Raw genomic sequence first — 18,874 nt, forward strand, 5'->3', positions numbered from 1 at the left:
GCGCCATGGCGGAAGCATCAAATGACCCGTTAGAGAACAGTACGACTGATCGTAGTCATACCGGAACATCGCTTAATTTTATTGAGCAGTTTGTAGAAGAAGATATATCAGCCGGTAAAAACGGCGGTTGTGTGCATACGCGCTTTCCGCCCGAACCCAACGGTTACCTGCACATCGGCCACGCCAAATCCATTTGCCTTAATTTCGGTCTGGCCGACAAATACGGTGGACAGACTAACCTTCGTTTTGACGATACCAACCCGGTTACGGAAGATACGGAATACGTTGATTCGATCAAGAACGACGTGCGCTGGCTCGGCTTTGACTGGGAAAATGAATTTTATGCGTCCGATTATTTCGATCAGCTCTACGCGTTCGCCGAAGCGTTGATTCAGAAAGGACTCGCTTACGTCGACGATTCAACGGCGGAAGAAATTGCCGCTCAAAAAGGCACACCGATGGAGCCGGGCCGCATGAGCCAATACCGCGACCGAAGCATTGACGAGAATCTCGACCTGTTCCGTCGCATGAAAGCCGGTGAGTATCCGGATGGGGCCAAGGTATTGCGGGCTAAAGTCGATATGGCTTCGCCGAACATGCAACTCCGGGACCCGATTATCTACCGGATCAAGCACGCGCATCATCACCGTACGGGCGACACCTGGTGTATCTACCCGATGTACGACTTTGCCCACGGCCAGTCCGACGCGATTGAGCACATTACGCATTCGCTTTGCACGCTTGAGTTCGAGGTCCACCGGCCTTTGTACGAGTGGTTTATTGACAAGCTGGCGCTTTTCCCCTCTCGCCAGATTGAGTTTGCGCGACTCAACCTGACCTACACGGTTATGAGCAAACGGAAACTCAAACAGCTTGTTTCAGAAGGTCATGTCAGCGGTTGGGACGACCCACGCATGCCTACCATTGCGGGTATTCGCCGTCGTGGGTATACGCCCGCTAGTATCCGTGAATTTGCTGACCGCATCGGTATCGCCAAACGCGACAACCTGATCGACGTGAGCTTGCTTGAGTTCTGCATTCGGGAGGAACTCAACAAAACGACGCACCGCGTCATGGCCGTTCTCGACGAAAAACCGTTGAAACTGGTCATTACAAATTATGAAGTTGGCCGGGAAGAGATCATGCGCATCGAAAACAACCCCGAAGATCCTAACGCGGGCGAACGCGATGTACCGTTTAGCCGTGAGGTGTACATTGAACGCGACGACTTCCTGGAGAACCCACCGAAGAAATTTTTCCGGTTGTTTCCGGGCGGTATGGTGCGGTTGAAAGGGGCTTACATCATCAAGTGCGATGAAGTTGTCAAAGATAACGCGGGTGAGATTATTGAACTGCGTTGCTCGTATATTCCCGAAAGCCGGAGTGGTTCCGACACGTCGGGGATCAACGTGAAAGGTACGATCCACTGGGTATCGGTTCCGCACGCCGTTGAAGCGGAAGTACGGTTGTACGACCGGTTGTTCTCGGTAGAAAATCCAGCCGCCGATGAGCGCGAGTTCCGTGAATTACTGAATCCAAATTCGCTGGAAGTTGTACGGGCGTTTGTCGAACCCGCATTGGTCGAAGCCGCGCGGTCGGGTGCGCAGCGTAATTTCCAGTTCATGCGCAAAGGCTACTTTATCCTCGATTCTGACTCAACTCCGGAACGGCCTGTTTTCAACCGAACCGTAACCCTGAAAGATAGCTGGGCGAAGGAAGTCAAAAAAGGATAGACTCTGTTTATAATGTATCAAATAGAAACGGGCTTTGTTTTTACAAAGCCCGTTTCTATTTGACTGTATGTCAAGTTCTAGTAAAAGCTGAGTAGCTCATAGCTCACTCGTCAATACTTCTAAAATCAAACCCTAACAGGTTTTCTCACTTCTCACAATCTGCGCTGCCCGTACAATCCAGGCTGACGAAGAGTTCAGAGCGTATTTTCCAGCCAGCGTCCGTTTTGCGCCACATTGCCAAATACGTACCCGTTATGGTCTGAACGCCATCCGACCGTTTGAAGCGTCCCGTCCAGTGTCCGTGCTCGGCGGCCAGCAGTCCGGACTTGCTCACTTGTACACGCTCGGTAGTTCGTACGTAACCCATGAAAGCAGGGTCCTTGAATTGTACCGAGACCGAAGCTAAAACGGAGTCACGCCCGGATACGTGTGAACCGCTCCCGCGCGTAACCTCAATATCCGACGACATCGTCTGACCAAATGCAGCTAGATCACGCGCCTGTATCGCTCGGTTCGACTGATTCCGTAATGCCCGTATCGACGCTTCGTCCGCCAGTTTGTCTTTCGTAGAATTGGTTTGAGCAGCAAGCAGATAAGGTAGTTGACAAAAAATAACCGTCAGCAACAGTCCCAGTAAACGATTCATAACGATCTAGTTTAACCGATAAATGGGATAGCGGTTATGCGTTTTTTCGTAGTAAGGCGTCTGCCGATAGATGAAATTCAGCTGTGCGTCGGCGTTATCGGCAAACGCTTTGTCAGCAGCCCGTTTTTCCTCCAGTTGCTTCCGCAAGGCCGGATCTTTCCTGACCAGTTCAGCAGCGGTATCCTCGAAAATGTAATCAGCGAAGTACTCTTTCTGATCAAGAATACTATCAAAAAAATTCCAGGCAAAAAACGAGTCAACGCCTTGCGGTTCAAGCGTTTCGACAATATATTGATTAGCCGCCTGATTGGTCTGAACCAGGTAATCACCTTTATAGAACTGAAGTTTTTGTGATTCTGTCCGCACCTTCACGCCCGTATGGAGGTAATGACCTTCGTAGGGTCGTTGCGGGCTTTTAAAATCGGTGATGTAATAAGCCGATACCGTTAGCAACGAATCTTTGGATAACGGTTGCAGGGTTACGCCATTACGTTTTAACTCACCAATGACCTCCTGCCACGCCTGCGGAATAACGTACGCTCTGGGCTTGTCGATCTGCGCGTCAACGACAAAGTTATTCAGGTAAGGGACTTGTTTTTTAAACGGTTTGTTTCGGTCGTAATAAAGCCGTTTCAGCCCCGACACATCACTCGGTTTGTACGCAGCTTCGTAGCCCAGAAACATAACGGAATCCACTTTACTCCGATCCAGTTTATAACTCAGGCCAAACGTTTTCTGCTGACGTACGGCCTCGTTTGCCCGCTGCTGATTCGCCAGAATGGTTTGGGCTTCCCGCTCACATAATCGCATCACTGCTTCGTCGAAAACGTACGAAGCAGTGACCCGCGCCGGGTACGGTTTCCACATATGCGTTTCCAGCGTAAAGCCGAAACAATTAAACAAAGCCGCATAACCCGTTGAGTAACGGGGCGAATCGTTATAGCCAATCAGGCCGCTCTCGGGCGTATCACCCGCGTGATTGACGTAGGGGGCAGACGGAAATCCTTTGGCAACCAGCATCTTGTCGATCTCAGGCTGAAATCGTTGGGTCATGTAGCCCGCCAGTGCTGGATGCAATTTATCTTTCTGCGTGGCAAAATACGTCAGGACATGCTGGTAATCAGCACCATCGCTAGTATGGTTGTCAATAAACACCTGCGGTTTCAGCGACTGATACATCGTCTGGAACGCGCGGGTATTTTCCGCTTCGGCTTTTATAAAATCGCGGTTGAGGTTCAGGTTTCTGGCGTTCCCCCGAAAGCCGTACGTATCGGGTCCGTTCTGATTCACCCGCGACACGCCCCGGTTCAGACAACCGCCTACGTTGTAGACCGGCACAATGGCGACCAGCACATTTTTAGGGAGTTTATTTGCTTTTAGTAGATCGCGAGCCAGCATCATACAGGCGTCGATGCCTTCCGGCTCGCCGGGGTGTATACCGTTATTGATTAGTAAGGTGACGCGGTTCGGACGGGCCGTAAACTGCTTATCAGCCGCTAGTAAAAACAGGTGTAGCGGTTTGCCAATATCTGTTTTGCCGATCTCGATCAGTTTGGCCTGATCGTACTGCTTATCCAGTTGCTGATACCAGCTAATAATCTGAGGGTAGGTAGCCGTCTGGTTTGTGTCGCGTTCGTACGGCGTCAGCATGGACGCGGTCGATTGCGCGTAAAGTGTGCTGAACAGAAACTGATACAAACAGCAGCCAAGACTGACAGTCTGCAAAATTCGGGAGGCAATGAACGAAATGAATTTCATGAGTAATGGTTGACAAAACGCGAGTGCTCCTTTATTTTTCTTCATTGGAAGCGCTACCAAGAGTTACACGTTGACAGGAGTCTACAGAATAAACTATAATTTTACAGCAGTTCTGTAGAATTATCAATCCAAAGCCAACCCCTTTTCCAAACAAATAGAATAAATCGTTCCAGAATACAACTCCGCATTACCTTCAGTACATTTTATACAACCTCTCTATGAACCGAATATTCGTCCCAACGGCACTCACGGCTCTGCTCATGGGCGCTACGACTTCACTCCTGCTAGCGCAGCAAACCCCAACCATCGACAAGCGTTATGCGGATGAAATCAAAAAGCTAGCGGATCAACCTGCCGTCAAAACAGCCTTTCAAACCTTTATCGATCTTGAACCACAGACGAAGCAAGACTTAATTACCTTAACGGAAACACCATCTCCGCCTTTTAAAGAACAGGTACGGGCGAAGAAATTTGCGGTCATGATCAAGGAAGCCGGAGCGGATTCGGTCTGGATCGATGAGGTAAACAACGTCCTCGCCAAACGTAAAGGTCGATCAGGCAAAAAGACCGTCGTTGTGGAAGCTCACCTGGATACGGTCTTTCCCGAAGGGACCGACGTAAAGGTCAAGCAGAAAGGTGACACGCTCTATGCACCGGGCGTTGGTGACGATACACGTGGTTTAGCCGCCGTACTGGCCGTAGTGAAAGGTATGGAGAAGGCAGGTATCGAAACAGAGGCTGACGTACTGTTTGTTGGTGCGGTTGGCGAAGAAGGTCTGGGTGATCTGCGCGGGGTTAAGCATCTGCTGCGTAAAGACGGGGGCATTAAGCCTGACTCCTACATCGCAGTCGATGGCGACGGTATCAGTAGCATCACCCATCGGGGTCTGGGTTCGCATCGCTACCGCATTACGTTCAAAGGTCCGGGTGGCCATTCGTACGGATCGTTCGGTATTGTCAATCCGCACAGCGCTCTGGGCAAAGCCATCTATCATTTTACTACCGAAGCTGACAAAGCCACTCGTCAGGGCGTCAAAACAACGTATAGTGTTAGTGTCATCGGCGGAGGCACGTCGGTTAACGCCATTCCTTACGAATCGTGGGCTGAAATTGACATGCGCTCGGAAAGCCCGGAGAAGCTTAATGAGGTTGACCAGTTGTTGCAGACAGCCATCCAAAAAGCATTGAAAGAAGAAAACGCTGTCAAACGGCAAGGTCCTGATCTGACCGTAGATGTAAAAAAAATCGGTGATCGTCCATCTGGAAGAACCGAAGCAACGGCGGCTATTGTACAACGGGCGGTTGCCGTTTCCAACTATTTGAATGCCGAGCCGCAACTGGAAGTTGCTTCGACGAATGCCAACACACCGATAGCGCTGGGTATTCCGGCTGTAACGATTGGTAGCGGAGGCATTGGCGGAGGTGAACACGCCCTAAACGAATGGTGGCTAAACGACAAAGGTTACCTGGGTATGCAACGCATTCTGTTGCTCTTACTCGCTGAAGCCGGACTGGACAAATCTACTACCGCATCCGCGAAGAAGAAGTAATGGGGAAGCTGTTATTTAGTGTTTGATGGTTTGAATTTCACACGCCATATCTTGGAGATATGGCGTGTGAAATTCAAACCATCAAAGTATAGCCTGTTCTACTTTATCTCATTATTGGCTACCGCAGCGTCGTCGGTCAGACGTGTGACTACCGATTCGGACAGTGCGGTTTCACTGTCTTTTCCGACCGCACGCTGCTCACCGATTCCACCGGGGCCAGGCAGCATCTCGTTCGCCAAAGCCATCATGTCCGTGATGAATCCAGGCGCGAAACCGTGAATAGCCGCGCCTACTTTAGCCGGAAGCGTAATGACTCGTTCCGCTTCTCCCGTTCGGCAAGCGTCAATAATTTCGCGGGCGCAGTCATCAGCGGCTATTGTAAAGAAAGGAATCGAATCGCCGATTTTGAAAACGGTATATTCTTTCTCGTTCTGTCCTTTGAAGAAGGCATTGCGCGGACTTCCCGTACGGATCAAACCGGGACATATGGTGGTAACCAGGATATTGTCTTTCATCAACTCGGAACGAAGGCCTTCCGAATATCCCACAAAGGCGAACTTACTAACCGAATAAGGAGCTAGATGTGGTACGGCAATCTTACCACCGAACGAGGTAATATTGACAATGCGCCCTGCCTTGCGTTCTCTCATCTGGGGTAGCACGGCATTGATCATGTTGAACGCCGACCAGAAATTAGCTTCCATCGTATCCCGGAAATCTTCTTCTGTCGCATGTTCCAACGGACTGACGATAATCGTTCCGGCATTGTTGACCAATACATCAACCGACCCCAACACTTGTCCGACGGCCTTGATAAACTGCTCGACCTGCGCTTTGTCGGTCACGTCACAGGCGTAGGTAAACACATCGCTGCCCCGTCGGCGTAAGTCCTCCTGCGCGCGATCCAGTTCATCCTGATCACGGGCGCAGATCGCAACGTTAGCTCCTTCCTGCGCAAACTGACGGGCCAGTTCAAGACCCAATCCGCGAGAACCGCCGGTAATAACCACCGTTTTCTCGTGAAAGTCAATCGTTCGTTTTTTGGTTAGAAAGGCTTTCGCAGCAACGACCGCTCCGATACCTGCCAGCGTCCACCAAAGTCCTTTACTGTTCAATGCACTCATTGGCTTTGTCGTTTTGTATTCGTTCCGTACTCAACCACGAGACCAAACCGATTGTTACGGGGAATCAGATGCGATTTTACATAACCATATGCCCTAACGAGCAGTTACAGTAAGCGTACAACAAATAAGTGACCAACTTAACGATTATGGAAAGTACACAGAATTTGCAAGGCAAAAAGATTGCGGCCCTAATGACGGAGGGCTTTGAACAAGTAGAATTTACGGAACCAAAGAAAGCACTGCAAGATGCCGGAGCAACGGTTCACCTCATTGCCCCGAAAGGCGGTAGCGTAAAAGCCTGGGACGAAACCGAATGGGGCGAAACGTTCGATGCTGACCTACCACTCGCCGGAGCAGATCCATCCCAGTACGATGCGTTATTACTGCCGGGCGGTGTCATGAATCCCGACAACCTGCGTACCGAACAGCAAGCCATTAAATTTATTCAGCATTTTTTTGAGCAGCAGAAACCAGTAGCGGCTATCTGCCATGCTCCAACGTTGCTGGTTGAAGCGGACGTGGTTGACGGATTAACGCTGACCTCCTTCCCATCGATCAAAACCGACCTCCGCAATGCGGGCGCGGATTGGGTAGATCAAGAGGTTGTCGTTGATGGTAATCTGGTGACTAGCCGCAACCCAAACGACATACCTGCTTTCAACCGCGAAACGATCAAGTTGATCAGCGAAGGTGTAAAAGAAAAACAGTCGGCCTAAGGTAGTAAGCTCAGAATAGCAAAAAGGGACGTTTCGGACGTCCCTTTTTTATTCCTACATCTTGTGGTTAGCCGTAGACTACCCGTTGTTCCAGTATGTTGGCGGGATAACCAACTTCCATCAGGTATAAGCCGTTGGGAGGAGCCGCCCGCCCGGCGATGGTCCGGTCCTGCGCGACAATCAACTGCTCAAATTGCTCAAGCGTCATACGCCCCTGCCCGATCTCAAGCATCGTTCCGACGATAGTACGGACCATACCCCACAGAAAACGGTTCGCTTTTATATGCAACGTCAGCAGATCAGCCTCGCTACGCTGCCAATACGCAAAATCAAGTCGGCAACGAAAGTGCGTTACGTTGGCCCTCACCTTACTAAAGCTCTTGAAATCAGTGTGCCTCATCAGAATCTGACACGCTTCATTCATTAATTCGACGTTTAGTTCTGGTCGAAAATGGTACGTTAATCCAGGTTCGAACGCGTTCTTGTACCGTGTAATATGATACTGATAATAGCGCGAAACCGCCGAAAATCGAGCGTGATGGTTCGGTGCTACAGGAAACAACGTACGAATGGCGATGTCTTCGGGCAGGATGCAATTGATTGAGTAAACCAATGCATCGGATAGCAAAATGGGTTCGTCAAGATCAAAATGGGCAAATTGCTGCCTAGCATGAACGCCCGCATCAGTACGCCCACTACCGACGACAAACACTGGTTTTCGAAGTCGCTGCGTCAACGCAGCTTCGAGTGTTGTCTGCACACTAACGCCGTTTGCCTGTGTCTGCCAACCGTGATAAGCCGTCCCGCAATACGACAATTCAATAAAATAACGCATACCGGACAAATGTACAGCCAATCGGTGAAAACAAAGAAACCGTGCATTCGGTGAATGCACGGTTTATGAGAAAGAATGTACGTGTTAGCGTGGCCCTCGCCCACCACCCTGAAACCCACCCGGCCTTGCGACGTTGCCTTGCGGATTCGGCTCCGGGTTGCGTTGCTGAAACTGAGGTTGTGATCCTCGGTTTTCGTTCATCCGTGAAAAACCGCTTTCGCGACCACCCGGCGTTGATTGGTTACCGGAAGGAGCCTGAAAACCGGGACGCTCATACGAACGATTCGGCGACTGAGGAAACCCACCTTGCGGGGCGTTATTGCCAGATTCAGCGGGCCGGTAGGTACCCCGATTGGATTCAAACGACCGGTTTGGCGCGGCATTGTTGCCCGGAATAGCACCATTCGCATCAGAGCCGTTAAACGAGCCACGTCGATTGGGAGAAAAACTGCCGTTGTATTCCCGATTTGGTTCGATGTCTCGGGTATAGCCCCGATCTGGCGTGCCGTTCCCATTGTAGGTACCACGACCCGGCACGTTATTTCTATTATAATCCCGGTTCGTTGTATTATCGCCGTTGTACCAACCCCGGCCAGAAGCATTATTGCCGTTGAACTCAGGACGTGGATCATTATTGAAGCGACCATTGCGGCCATAATCCTGGCGGTAAGCCGGACCGTGATCAGGCCGGTAAAAGCCTACTGAACCGTTACCCACAACCGAACGACCCGGTCTGTCCAGGTTGTCGACCCGGTACACCGGCACGCTCCGGCGGGTTACGCGTTCGATGTCAGCACGCGGTGGGCCGTAGGCGTATACCCGGTTGTTTGTCCGGTAGACGTTGTTGATGATTGTCGTGGACTGGTAAATATTGACCACATTAGGCCGGGGTACGCAATAGCTGTAAACCCGTGGACTCGCGATGTATACCTCCGGCACAAACGTCCAGTAGGGAGCGGGAATGTTGATATTGATGCTCACGTTCATGCCCGGAGCAAGAGGAGCCCAACCGTAATATCCTCCTCCCGAACGCCAGGCAACCCATGCCGGCCCCCAGTCGGTACCCGGAATCCAGAGCCAGCCGCCGTACCCAGGATCGTAAATCCAGCGCCCGTAGTGAAACGGAGCCCAGCCCCAGGCATAATCCGACACCCAGGTATTTCCGTATTCGGTAACTACCCAATGGCCACCTGTGGCATATGGCTGAAAGTCAGGGCCAGCATTTGGCATCCATACGTCCCCATAGCCGGGGTACTGCGTCCATTGTCCATACGGAGCCAATTCATCATAAAAAGACTCGACAGGAACGCTGACACCTGGCTGCGCCATCGTTTTCTGAGAGATCGATGGACTGAGCGCCAGTAGGGCTACCAGGCCAAGCAGCTTTATCGTTTTAAGGATAGTCATGACTCGATTCGTTTGTGGATTGAGTGTTAACACTCAACAAGGGTTAGATTGATAAACCACCCAAACGTTTAGTCACGCATCTAAAAGATTATTACAGGCTATCACTATGATTTCAATCGCTTGAAAACAGCCCCCGCAACAAGTCCACCGAACAGATACCACCCAACGGTCATGACTGCCGTTGCGGTTGTGCGTTTGGTTGGTGCTTCGCCCAATCCTATTGGTCCCGGCAGCGTAACGGCTCCGATTCCAGCTAGGGCTCCTAATGCAGCTCCCGCAACGACCGGTTGTTCTTTACTCACACCTACTAAACTGTAATAGAGCGCATTGGACGCTACATCGCCGAGCATTGCCAATCCGTAGAGCTTTTTTCCCTGCGGGGGTTGCTCCCCGGCCGCTTCAAATCCTTTAACAATACTACGCTCCCCGAGAAGGTCAGCGCGGGGGGCATCAGGCACAAACTGACGAACCGTTTCATGTAATACATTGAGGGCAATGGCTCCGGCAAGGCCACTGCCGAGCGCTTGTGAGAGGGTAGGCGTGATTGTAGCAGACATAAATACTGAGTAGTCAATGAATTTATCCATTGAACCGTCCAGTTAAAAAGATGTTTTATGCCCGTCGTCTCTCTCAACCGTTTTAGTGGAAGCAAACAAGTGTTTGACTGGACTTACCGGACGCTGTAATTGAGTACTTACGGGCACTAAACGCTTATTTTTTACCTTCTTTCTAACACCGCTTTTTCAGCAACGTTCTTACGATTACCGTTTAATACTTATTTCCATGTTAACCGTCCGTAAAATTCACCCGGCAGTTTATTCGCCCATCAGTGATCTGATCACCTATCGGGCACTGCCCACACGCTCTATTGAGTACGTCGATCCGTTTTTATTTTTAAATCATCATGGTCCGCAGGTTTACGAACCAAATAACAACGGACTTCCGTTTGGGCCGCATCCGCATCGGGGCATGGAAACGGTTACCTTTATTCTCGATGGCGACATTGCCCACCGGGATAGCAGCGGCCACGAAAGTGTTATCAATGCGGGCGGTGTTCAATGGATGACCGCCGGAAGCGGACTGATTCATGCCGAAGTCTCGTCGGACCAGTTTATGGAAGAAGGCGGCAAACTGGAAATTTTACAGCTTTGGCTAAATCTGCCCGCAAGTCTGAAAATGACAAAGCCGTTCTATAAAGGACTCCAAAAAGAAGCTATTCCCAGTCTCAGGCTGGACGACGGCAAGGTAATCGTCAACTTGGTGGCGGGTGATTGGGATGGTCATCAAGCCGCCTTTGACTCCCACATTGGTATCCAACTGAACACTATTTATTTTCAGCCGGGCGGTACTGTAACGCTTACGGTTCCTAATGATCACAACATTTTCTTCTACGTAATCAAAGGGCGTCTCAATGCCAACGGAACTGTCATCAATGCCTTACATCTGGCCGAATTTGACCACGACAGCAGCGAACTGGTTGTAACAGCCGCCGAAGATAGTATTCTATTATTCGGTCACGCCAAGCCGCTCAACGAGCCCGTGGTTTCACAAGGGCCTTTTGTAATGAATACCCAGCAACAAATTATGGAAGCCTACGACGATTATCGAAAAGGTAAGTTTGGTAGTTGGCACTGATCCGAAGCACCGGCAGCAAATTAATCGTCTTTAACCAATCAGCCCGCCACAGATCGTAGCGGGCTGATTGTTGTTAGGCAATAACGGGTTCTTCGTTGGTAATAAACATCTTGGGTTTCGGCGCTTCGATACCGTCTCGCCCAAACTGCCGGGCAACATTCTCCAGCATGTAGTAATAGGTTTCCCAGTACGTTTCGCTTTTGGTCCATACCCGTACATCATAATCACGCGAATTGGCGTTTAACTTGGCAATCAACACATCGTGCGACCGATCTTTGAGCGCATAAGGACACGCATTTACAACACGCAATAATGATGCTTTTGTAGCGTCCAGATCGTTCTGACTGCCAACCGTATATACCTGATCAACCCGGATTATACCTTTCGTACTGATATTCGTAATCGACGATGTGGATAGGGGTCCATTTGGCAAAATAATGGTTTTGTTGTCCAGCGTCACCAGAATGGTGTCGAAGATGCGGATGGCTTCAACCGTTCCCGTAAAACCCTGCGCGGAAATCAAATCACCAACCCGAAACGGTTTAAACGTCAGAATTAAAACGCCCCCGGCAAAGTTAGCTAAGCTGCCTTGCAGTGCCAGACCAACCGCCAGACCAGCGGCTCCGATGATAGCAACAAACGAAGTCGTTTCAACACCCAACGTATTGGCAATACTCAGCAATAACAATACGCGTAGGACGGCATTAACCATCGACAGCAGAAAGGGCTGGACGTCACGGTCTACGTGCTGTTTCGCCATCAAAGAGGATAATAATCGGGTAATCCAGCCAATCAGCCAGAGACCCACCATAAGGGTTATGATAGCCAGCAAAATGCGGCCACCATACAGTGCGGCAAAGGTAATTACTTGGTCGTAGATGCGTTCGGCGTTCGTCTGAGCCTGTTCCATGAGTAGTAAACGGGGGATTTGTTTGCAACTCAGACGTGAATACAGATAAAGGTAACGAAACCAGATACGAGTTAAGTAATCTTTTTTAGCCTTCTTGTTACTATAACCAGTTCTTCCGCCGGAAAATCCATACCGTCAGAGCGGATGACAATACCATCATCGCTAACGCAAATACATAGCCGTATTTCCAGTGTACCTCTGGCATTTCGTCGAAGTTCATCCCCCAGATACTCGCCAGTAAAGTCGGTGGCAAAAAGACCAGCGAAACAACCGTAAAGATTTTGACGACCCGGTTTTGCTCCAGATCAATCAAACCGAGGTAGGTATTTTGTAGAAATTCCAGCCGTTCGAAAATAAAGTTCGTGTGATCGATCAGCGAATTAATGTCCTTGATGAGCGTTCTCAAGCGCTGCTGTTCCGGGTCGCTAAACCAGCCGTCGGAACGAATCATTGATGAAATAACGCGCTGTTTATCAACCACATTCTCCCGAATCGACATGGTTAGCTCCTGGTAATCGTTGATATTCAGCAGCATCTCACGGTCCAGGTTAGCGTCCAGATCAAGCATCCGGTTGATTGCTTTGATTTCGCTCGACACCATTTCAACCAGATCCGCGTCGTAGTCGATCCGGGATTCGAAAATAGATATTAGAATCTGGGCTCCGTCACTGAACACGGCCCGACGCGATTTGATCCGCTTAACCGTATCGGCAAATGATTTCAGGTCGGCGTTGCGGTACGTAAACAGAGTATCATCTTTAAGCAAAAAACTTACCGGTACCGTGATGTAACGTTGCTCTTTATCTGGAATTAAAAAGTTTGAATTCGCAATCAGAAAATCGTCTTCCTCAATGTAGCGGGAGCTGCTTTCAATTTCGAGCTGCTCCTGCTGACTCAAAAAATCCACGTCGAATTTCTCCTCCACGCTCTTGATCTCGGCGGGTGTCGGGTTTTGCAAGTCGACCCAGAGCGTACGCTCCGTGTTGGAAAACGAATCGATGTCACGGATTTTACGAACAGAAGTTTCGTCGAGCTGGAAGATACGAATCATGAAGTCCAGTTTAGAAGTGCTGTAATTGGGACGCAAAGTTCATAAAAAAACGGAGCGGTGGAAAGCCGCTCCGTTAACTGTTTACTAAGTTAATGTCCCTGCCGGGTTTTATTTCTGCTCATATTTGTCTTTATACGTTTTATAGAGCCGCTTGTGGCGGTCATCCAGATTGACCTTACGGCCCTGAATGAATACCTGTTCGACCACGTTGGTACGCATATCGAGCGCGTCACCCGCCGACACAAATAAGGTAGCCTGTTTACCTTTTTCGAGCGTCCCGACCGCGTTATCGATGCCCATAATTTTGGCGTTGTTCAGCGTAATCAGTTTAAGCGCTTCTTCTTTGTCCGGAATACCAAAACCGGCGGCTGTTCCGGCCAGAAATGCTAGGTTTCGCGTGCGCCACCACTCATCGGCATAACTCAGCCCAACGAGCACACCCGCTTTTTGCAGGATACCCGGCATACGATACGGCAAATCCACGTCCTCATCTTCCCGGTTTGGCAGTCGATGCAACTGGCTTAGGATCACCGGCACGTTATTCTCTTTCAAAAAAGTAGCTACCCGATTAGCTTCTTCGCCACCAACGACCACTACCTTCGGGATACCCAGCGCTTTGGCGAAGGTTACTGCTTCGATAATATCTTTGCCGTAATCAGCCCGGATGTACAGGTTTTGTTTACCCGAAAATAATCCGCGCATAGCCTCTAACTTGAGATTCATTGGCATCGGATTCGACAGGGCCGCGTACGCCTTCGCGTCGGAAAACGTTGCCTGCAAGGCGCTGATCGCTTCGGTCCGCTTCGAGTTTTTCCGAACCGTGAGCGAGAAGTCATCGTAGTTGAACTCACGGGCGAAATAACCTGGCCAGTTGAGCCAGAGGCCGTCGTCTTTTTTCAAAACGGCATCTTCCCAGTTCCAGCCGTCGGCCATCATCACGCTCGAACTTCCCGACACTGTACCGCCTTGCGGCATAGCCTGCGTCAGCAAAACGCCGTTGTTGCGAATAGTCGGAATAATCTCCGAATCGGTGTTATACGCAATCAGAGCCCGAACGTTAGGGTTTAGATCGCCAATTTCCTGCTTATCGACCGTGGCTTTTACCGCACCAATTTCCTGCAAACCGACGGTTGCGGCTGGTGAGATAAAGCCGGGATAGACGTGCTTTCCCGAAGCGCTGATGACCTCGGCTCCCGCCGTTGGGGTACTACCATCACCAATGGCCGTGATTACCCCTTTGTCGAATACCACAACGCCATTCTGAATGATTTGCCCATTGCCAACGTGAATGGTTGCCCCGGTCAGGGCGATGGCCCGCTCCTGCGGTTTGGCCGGAGCCGGGTTCTGGGCGTAACTCGTAAGAACGCCCAGCGTAAGTATGGATGTCAGTATTTTTTTCATGTGTTTTTCTTGAATGCCCGAACGCCCGTAGAAGAATTACCGGGTTCAGTCTATTTTCCTTCTTCTTCGCCTTCAGCCATGACACCCTCAACGTCTTCGCAGTGCCACATCCGCGACCGTCTGAACGTTGGCCGCTGGGTTGGTACACCGCTCGCTTTAGCCGACAAGGTTTTCTGAATCAGCCGGGCCCGCTCGGCCTGCATGGCTTCCCGCTTGGCTTCTTCGCCTTTCAGGCTAAAGTAAATAGCGCCTTCGATCATCGTTATTTCGGGCCGGGCGTAGATAGACAGCGGGTGCGCATTCCAGAGGACCAAATCCGCGTCTTTACCCGCCTTGATACTCCCCATCCGATTGTCCAGATGCAACAGTTTTGCCGGGTTGAGCGTCACCATTTTCCAGGCATCTTCTTCCGAAACACCACCGTATTCGACGGTTTTGGCCGCTTCCTGATTCAACCGGCGGGCCATCTCAGCGTCGTCGGAGTTGATCGAAACCGTTACTCCCTGACGGTGCATCAGAGCCGCGTTGTACGGAATCGCGTCGTGCACTTCCATTTTGTACGCCCACCAGTCCGCAAACGATGAACCGCCCGCTCCGTGTTTCGCCATCTTGTCGGCCAGTTTGTACCCTTCCAGAATGTGCGTAAACGTGTTGACTTTGAAGCCCAGCGAGTCAGCTACTTTCAACAGCATGTTGATCTCCGACTGCACGTACGAGTGGCAGGTGATAAACCGTTTGTTCGCCAGAATTTCGGCCAGCGCATCGAGTTCAATATCCCGGCGCGGTGGCGTAGCGTTGGCTTTTTCTTTGGCGCTCAGCTTGTTATAAGCCGTCCACCCTTTCGCGTACTCTTTAGCGCGGGTGAAGTGATCCATGTAAACCTGTTCTACCCCCATCCGCGACTGTGGGAACCGAACACCACCGCTGGGGTTATTGGCTTGTTTGACGTTCTCGCCCAACGCAAACTTGATAAAGCCGTCGGCCCCTTTGATGAGCATATTCTCCGGCGACTCGCCCCATTTGAGTTTGACAATAGCCGACTGACCACCGATGGAGTTTGCTGAACCGTGCAGCAGTTGGGAGGTTGTAACACCACCCGCCAATTGCCGATAGATGTTTACGTCGTCGGGGTTAATAACATCAGCCATCCGCACCTCTGCCGAACTCGACTGTCCGCCTTCGTTGACTGAGAGCAGGGCAATGTGCGAATGTTCGTCGATGATACCGTTGGTCAGGTGTTTGCCCGTACCGTCGATCACGTTCACATTGGCGGGTGCTGTCAGACCTTTACCGATTTTGGAAATTTTACCGTCCGTTACCAGCACGTCGGCTCCGGTCATCACGCCATCTTTCTCGTTGGTCCAGACGGTAGCGTTGCGAATCAGTACGGTCTCTGCTTTGGGTTTTTGCAGATTACCCATACCCACGAATGGATACATGACAGCGGTAGACGACGTGGCCGACGTTGACCGGGCAGCCGTTACGGTAGTCGATTGCGGGATATCGCCCGATCGGGTTGCCGACCAGGTGATGCGTTTTCCATCGGGGGTTTCGCCGTCGCCCTTAAGGGTGGTTGGCGAGGTGCGGTAACCCGTTAGGCGCGTCGTTCCCGAATTGGGGCGACGATCCAGTTGGGTTTGAATCGAGATAATATCTCCACTGATAGCAACTTTCGGGGTGATTTTGGTTGTATCGACCTGGATTTGGTAGTCGGGCTTATCGGCTGACTTCCCGGTTATGTTCAACTTAATGTTGCTCCGGTCACCGATGGTCAACTGCCAGCTTCCGCGCAGATCAGCGGCATCTTTCTGATTGACGATGTACTGCTTACCGCGAATCCAGTTTTCGAAGATGACGTTATCCGCGCTGAACAAATTGCCGGAGGTTATAATAAAGTTGGCGACCCGGCCTTTCTGCAAGGTGCCAACCATGTCCTCAGCCTTCATGAGCCGGGCAGGTACGACGGTCAGCGCTTCCAGGGCTTTCTGCTCCGACAGGCCGTTTTCAATGGCTTTGCGCAGATTGGCCCAGAACTCAGTTTTATTGCGAAGTCCTGCCGTTGTCAGCGCAAAAGGAATGTTGGCACTGGCTAGTCGTCCCGCATTCATGGGTGCCATTTCCCAGTGCTTCAATTCAGAAATAGCCACGTTATCGGCATCCCAGGCATCTTCAACGTCGTACGGCTGCGGAAAATTAACTGGTACAATCAGTGATGCGCCCGTTGCTTTAATCTCGTCAAGACGCTGGTATTCATCGCCCGAGCCTTTGATGATGTACTGAACACCAAACTCGTCGCCTACTTTGTCGGCCCGGAGAACCGCCAGTTTGTCACCCACTTCAAAGATCGCGGGTAGCGACAGGTTACGGCTCAGAGCCTCGAGCGACAGGTTTGCCTGCTCCTTGTTCCCACCCCGTTTGTACCAGTCAGCATCGTACATGGCCTGCCGCAACAACGCTACGGAACCCATCGCCGAGTTTGGGTAATTTTGCCGCGATGTGCCTTTGCTGAACGAGTAATGAGCCGTAGCATTTGGTTTCAGCACAAGCGTATTTTCCCGGTCGTCGGCAAGAGCCACCAAAGCGCCCGTTCCCCGAACGATTCCATCGTGTGGGTGCGTCAGTACGGCTCCAAAGCCTAATTTGCGAAGTTCATCGGCCTTGGCTGGCGTCGCCTTGAAGAGTAAGCTGGCATTGTTTTCGGGTTGTACCGCCTGGTTCCAGTAGTAAGCCCCTTTTTTGGTTGATTCCAGTTGCGGAGGGCCACCCCGAAATCCGCCGGGACCACCCGTCTGTGGTATTTCCGGCATACCATAGTCAGAGTCGATATCGATCAGAGCAGGGTAAATGCGCTTACCTTTCAAATCGGCGACAACCGTTCCGGCAGGAAGGCTAACGTTGCTACCGACAGCCTCGACGCGACCGTCACGAATAAGTAGCGTAGCGTTTTGTAGGGTCGTTTGTGGATCAACAACGATGGTAGCGTTGGTGAATGCATACAATCCTGGCCGTTCGTCGTAGACACCGTTGCGGGGGAAGGTCGTCTGAGCTACAGCAGCGTAGGCCAGACCAGCCGCAAGTAGTGCCGTCAGGAAATGTCTTATCATGAAGTAGTTTGATTGGTTAATGATTGGGGTTAACTCCCAAAAATACGTAAACAATTGCCTTTACGGTCACTTTCCCAAATAATATATCGCCATCAAGACACAGCTGCGAATAGATTTATCATTATATTAAAATTGTTTCTTTGTATTGATCAACACCACCTGGTTAATTTGCAGCGATCAACACCAACCTTCAATCTGTATGCGCCATTCATCTTCTATCCTCCTGCTAATTGGCTTTTTTATCACACTTCAATTGCGGGCGCAAGGGTCTCTCCAGACAACCCGCGACCTTATGAATCACAATGGGCTGAGCGCAGCAACGACCAACCGGCAAAATAATGCAGGCAAGTTGCTTGGTAGCCCTTACCTCGACACAACCTGGCAGACCAGCAACGTAAAGTTTTACGGCAATCTTAATCTCGTTAGTGATTCACTCGCTAGCGTACCGGTTCGACTGGACCTTTATTCGCATGATGTTGAAGTGCGGGCGGGCGCTAACGACATTCGGGTAGCGAAAGGCCCTTCGGTGAAATACATTGTATCTACCAACCCATCCGATTCGCCGAGCCGGTTCGTCAACGTTCGCGAGTTCAAAGGTGAGGCCGACGCCCTGGCGGGCTTTTTCGAGCAAATCGCTGCGGGTAAGCTAACGTTGCTACAATATCCGTCTGTTTATGTCAAACGGGCCAATTTCAACCCGGCTATGGGTACTGGTTCCAAAGATGATGAGCTGATTCCCAAAAACGACTGGTACATCGTCCAGAATGGAAAAGCTACCCGGTTTTCTCCCGGCAGGAAATCACTACTTGAGCTGATGGCCGATAAAAAGGAGCAGATTGAAACCTACCTCAAAACGGAAAAACCGGATTTAAAAACCAAGCCGGGTCTATCAGCGCTGTTTGCTTACTACAATAGTCTTTAACGACATTTTAACCGCTGATTATCAAGAGCAAGCTAAATTGAGCCACTTATCAACCGAGTTAGACTAAGTAAGCTAATCCGAT

At 50.7% G+C, this 18,874-nt stretch carries 15 protein-coding genes; 5 read left to right on the plus strand and 10 right to left on the minus strand.

Features of this window, described 5'->3' with window-relative positions; all coding sequences use genetic code 11:
- Positions 1-5 precede the first annotated feature (5 nt).
- Positions 6-1,733: a glutamine--tRNA ligase/YqeY domain fusion protein gene (locus tag M0L20_RS00565; protein WP_248475184.1), complete on the plus strand. Its 1,728-nt coding sequence runs from the start codon at positions 6-8 to the stop codon at positions 1,731-1,733.
- 145 nt (positions 1,734-1,878) lie between these two features.
- Here M0L20_RS00565 and M0L20_RS00570 read toward each other — a convergent pair whose 3' ends face one another.
- Together M0L20_RS00570 and M0L20_RS00575 are read right to left on the minus strand one after the other, a co-directional pair.
- The gene (locus M0L20_RS00570; protein WP_248475185.1) at positions 1,879-2,379 is read right to left on the minus strand and encodes a YybH family protein; all 501 of its coding nucleotides are present in this window, start codon (positions 2,377-2,379) and stop codon (positions 1,879-1,881) included.
- A gap of 6 nt (positions 2,380-2,385) precedes the next feature.
- Positions 2,386-4,029, minus strand: a complete 1,644-nt coding sequence (locus M0L20_RS00575; RefSeq protein WP_248476588.1) for a M14 family metallopeptidase — start codon at positions 4,027-4,029, stop codon at positions 2,386-2,388.
- Between the two features lie 326 nt (positions 4,030-4,355).
- Here M0L20_RS00575 and M0L20_RS00580 point away from each other — a divergent pair, with 326 nt between their 5' ends.
- Positions 4,356-5,687, plus strand: a complete 1,332-nt coding sequence (locus M0L20_RS00580; RefSeq protein ID WP_248475186.1) for a M20/M25/M40 family metallo-hydrolase — start codon at positions 4,356-4,358, stop codon at positions 5,685-5,687.
- Between the two features lie 98 nt (positions 5,688-5,785).
- Here M0L20_RS00580 and M0L20_RS00585 read toward each other — a convergent pair whose 3' ends face one another.
- Positions 5,786-6,811: an SDR family NAD(P)-dependent oxidoreductase gene (locus tag M0L20_RS00585; RefSeq protein ID WP_232558885.1), complete on the minus strand. Its 1,026-nt coding sequence runs from the start codon at positions 6,809-6,811 to the stop codon at positions 5,786-5,788.
- A gap of 146 nt (positions 6,812-6,957) precedes the next feature.
- Between M0L20_RS00585 and M0L20_RS00590 the strand changes: the two genes are divergently transcribed.
- Positions 6,958-7,527: a type 1 glutamine amidotransferase domain-containing protein gene (locus M0L20_RS00590; RefSeq protein ID WP_232558886.1), complete on the plus strand. Its 570-nt coding sequence runs from the start codon at positions 6,958-6,960 to the stop codon at positions 7,525-7,527.
- A 67-nt stretch (positions 7,528-7,594) separates the two neighbouring features.
- On the opposite strand, the gene truA is transcribed toward M0L20_RS00590, so the two are convergent.
- The 3 genes from truA to M0L20_RS00605 form a co-directional block, all read right to left on the minus strand.
- Positions 7,595-8,362, minus strand: a complete 768-nt coding sequence (gene truA, locus M0L20_RS00595; RefSeq protein WP_248475187.1) for a tRNA pseudouridine(38-40) synthase TruA — start codon at positions 8,360-8,362, stop codon at positions 7,595-7,597.
- Between the two features lie 84 nt (positions 8,363-8,446).
- Positions 8,447-9,769: a DUF6600 domain-containing protein gene (locus tag M0L20_RS00600; RefSeq protein WP_248475188.1), complete on the minus strand. Its 1,323-nt coding sequence runs from the start codon at positions 9,767-9,769 to the stop codon at positions 8,447-8,449.
- 104 nt (positions 9,770-9,873) lie between these two features.
- Entirely contained in the window at positions 9,874-10,326 is a 453-nt protein-coding gene (locus M0L20_RS00605; protein WP_248475189.1) for a hypothetical protein, read from the minus strand.
- A 226-nt stretch (positions 10,327-10,552) separates the two neighbouring features.
- On the opposite strand from M0L20_RS00605, the gene M0L20_RS00610 reads away from it, so the two are divergent.
- Positions 10,553-11,404, plus strand: coding sequence for a pirin family protein (locus tag M0L20_RS00610; RefSeq protein WP_248475190.1), 852 nt, complete (start codon positions 10,553-10,555; stop codon positions 11,402-11,404).
- A gap of 73 nt (positions 11,405-11,477) precedes the next feature.
- Here the strand turns inward: M0L20_RS00610 and M0L20_RS00615 are convergent, their stop codons facing one another.
- The 4 genes from M0L20_RS00615 to M0L20_RS00630 all read right to left on the minus strand — a co-directional run bounded on the left by M0L20_RS00615 (position 11,478) and on the right by M0L20_RS00630 (position 17,870).
- Positions 11,478-12,314, minus strand: coding sequence for a mechanosensitive ion channel family protein (locus M0L20_RS00615; RefSeq protein WP_232558891.1), 837 nt, complete (start codon positions 12,312-12,314; stop codon positions 11,478-11,480).
- Positions 12,315-12,414: 100 nt separating this feature from the next.
- Positions 12,415-13,365 (minus strand): magnesium/cobalt transporter CorA, encoded by a 951-nt coding sequence (gene corA, locus M0L20_RS00620; protein ID WP_232558892.1) that lies wholly within the window; start codon positions 13,363-13,365, stop codon positions 12,415-12,417.
- 108 nt (positions 13,366-13,473) lie between these two features.
- On the minus strand, positions 13,474-14,766 hold the full coding sequence (locus tag M0L20_RS00625; protein WP_248475191.1) for an amidohydrolase family protein: 1,293 nt from the start codon (positions 14,764-14,766) through the stop codon (positions 13,474-13,476).
- Between the two features lie 50 nt (positions 14,767-14,816).
- Positions 14,817-17,870: an amidohydrolase family protein gene (locus M0L20_RS00630; RefSeq protein WP_248475192.1), complete on the minus strand. Its 3,054-nt coding sequence runs from the start codon at positions 17,868-17,870 to the stop codon at positions 14,817-14,819.
- A gap of 199 nt (positions 17,871-18,069) precedes the next feature.
- Here M0L20_RS00630 and M0L20_RS00635 point away from each other — a divergent pair, with 199 nt between their 5' ends.
- Positions 18,070-18,792, plus strand: a complete 723-nt coding sequence (locus M0L20_RS00635) for a hypothetical protein (RefSeq protein WP_248475193.1) — start codon at positions 18,070-18,072, stop codon at positions 18,790-18,792.
- Positions 18,793-18,874: the final 82 nt, after the last annotated feature.

The sequence above is a fragment of the Spirosoma liriopis genome (assembly GCF_023196085.1).
Lineage (GTDB): Bacteria > Bacteroidota > Bacteroidia > Cytophagales > Spirosomataceae > Spirosoma > Spirosoma oryzicola.

Bases quoted from the DNA above. Each gene is read 5' to 3' on its own strand.
- M0L20_RS00565 (WP_248475184.1), top strand. From the start codon at position 6: ATGGCGGAAGCATCAAATGACCCGTTAGAGAACAGTACGACTGATCGT.
- M0L20_RS00570 (WP_248475185.1), bottom strand. From the start codon at position 2,379: ATGAATCGTTTACTGGGACTGTTGCTGACGGTTATTTTTTGTCAACTA.
- M0L20_RS00575 (WP_248476588.1), bottom strand. From the start codon at position 4,029: ATGCTGACGCCGTACGAACGCGACACAAACCAGACGGCTACCTACCCT.
- M0L20_RS00580 (WP_248475186.1), top strand. From the start codon at position 4,356: ATGAACCGAATATTCGTCCCAACGGCACTCACGGCTCTGCTCATGGGC.
- M0L20_RS00585 (WP_232558885.1), bottom strand. From the start codon at position 6,811: ATGAGTGCATTGAACAGTAAAGGACTTTGGTGGACGCTGGCAGGTATC.
- M0L20_RS00590 (WP_232558886.1), top strand. From the start codon at position 6,958: ATGGAAAGTACACAGAATTTGCAAGGCAAAAAGATTGCGGCCCTAATG.
- truA (WP_248475187.1), bottom strand. From the start codon at position 8,362: ATGCGTTATTTTATTGAATTGTCGTATTGCGGGACGGCTTATCACGGT.
- M0L20_RS00600 (WP_248475188.1), bottom strand. From the start codon at position 9,769: ATGACTATCCTTAAAACGATAAAGCTGCTTGGCCTGGTAGCCCTACTG.
- M0L20_RS00605 (WP_248475189.1), bottom strand. From the start codon at position 10,326: ATGTCTGCTACAATCACGCCTACCCTCTCACAAGCGCTCGGCAGTGGC.
- M0L20_RS00610 (WP_248475190.1), top strand. From the start codon at position 10,553: ATGTTAACCGTCCGTAAAATTCACCCGGCAGTTTATTCGCCCATCAGT.
- M0L20_RS00615 (WP_232558891.1), bottom strand. From the start codon at position 12,314: ATGGAACAGGCTCAGACGAACGCCGAACGCATCTACGACCAAGTAATT.
- corA (WP_232558892.1), bottom strand. From the start codon at position 13,365: ATGATTCGTATCTTCCAGCTCGACGAAACTTCTGTTCGTAAAATCCGT.
- M0L20_RS00625 (WP_248475191.1), bottom strand. From the start codon at position 14,766: ATGAAAAAAATACTGACATCCATACTTACGCTGGGCGTTCTTACGAGT.
- M0L20_RS00630 (WP_248475192.1), bottom strand. From the start codon at position 17,870: ATGATAAGACATTTCCTGACGGCACTACTTGCGGCTGGTCTGGCCTAC.
- M0L20_RS00635 (WP_248475193.1), top strand. From the start codon at position 18,070: ATGCGCCATTCATCTTCTATCCTCCTGCTAATTGGCTTTTTTATCACA.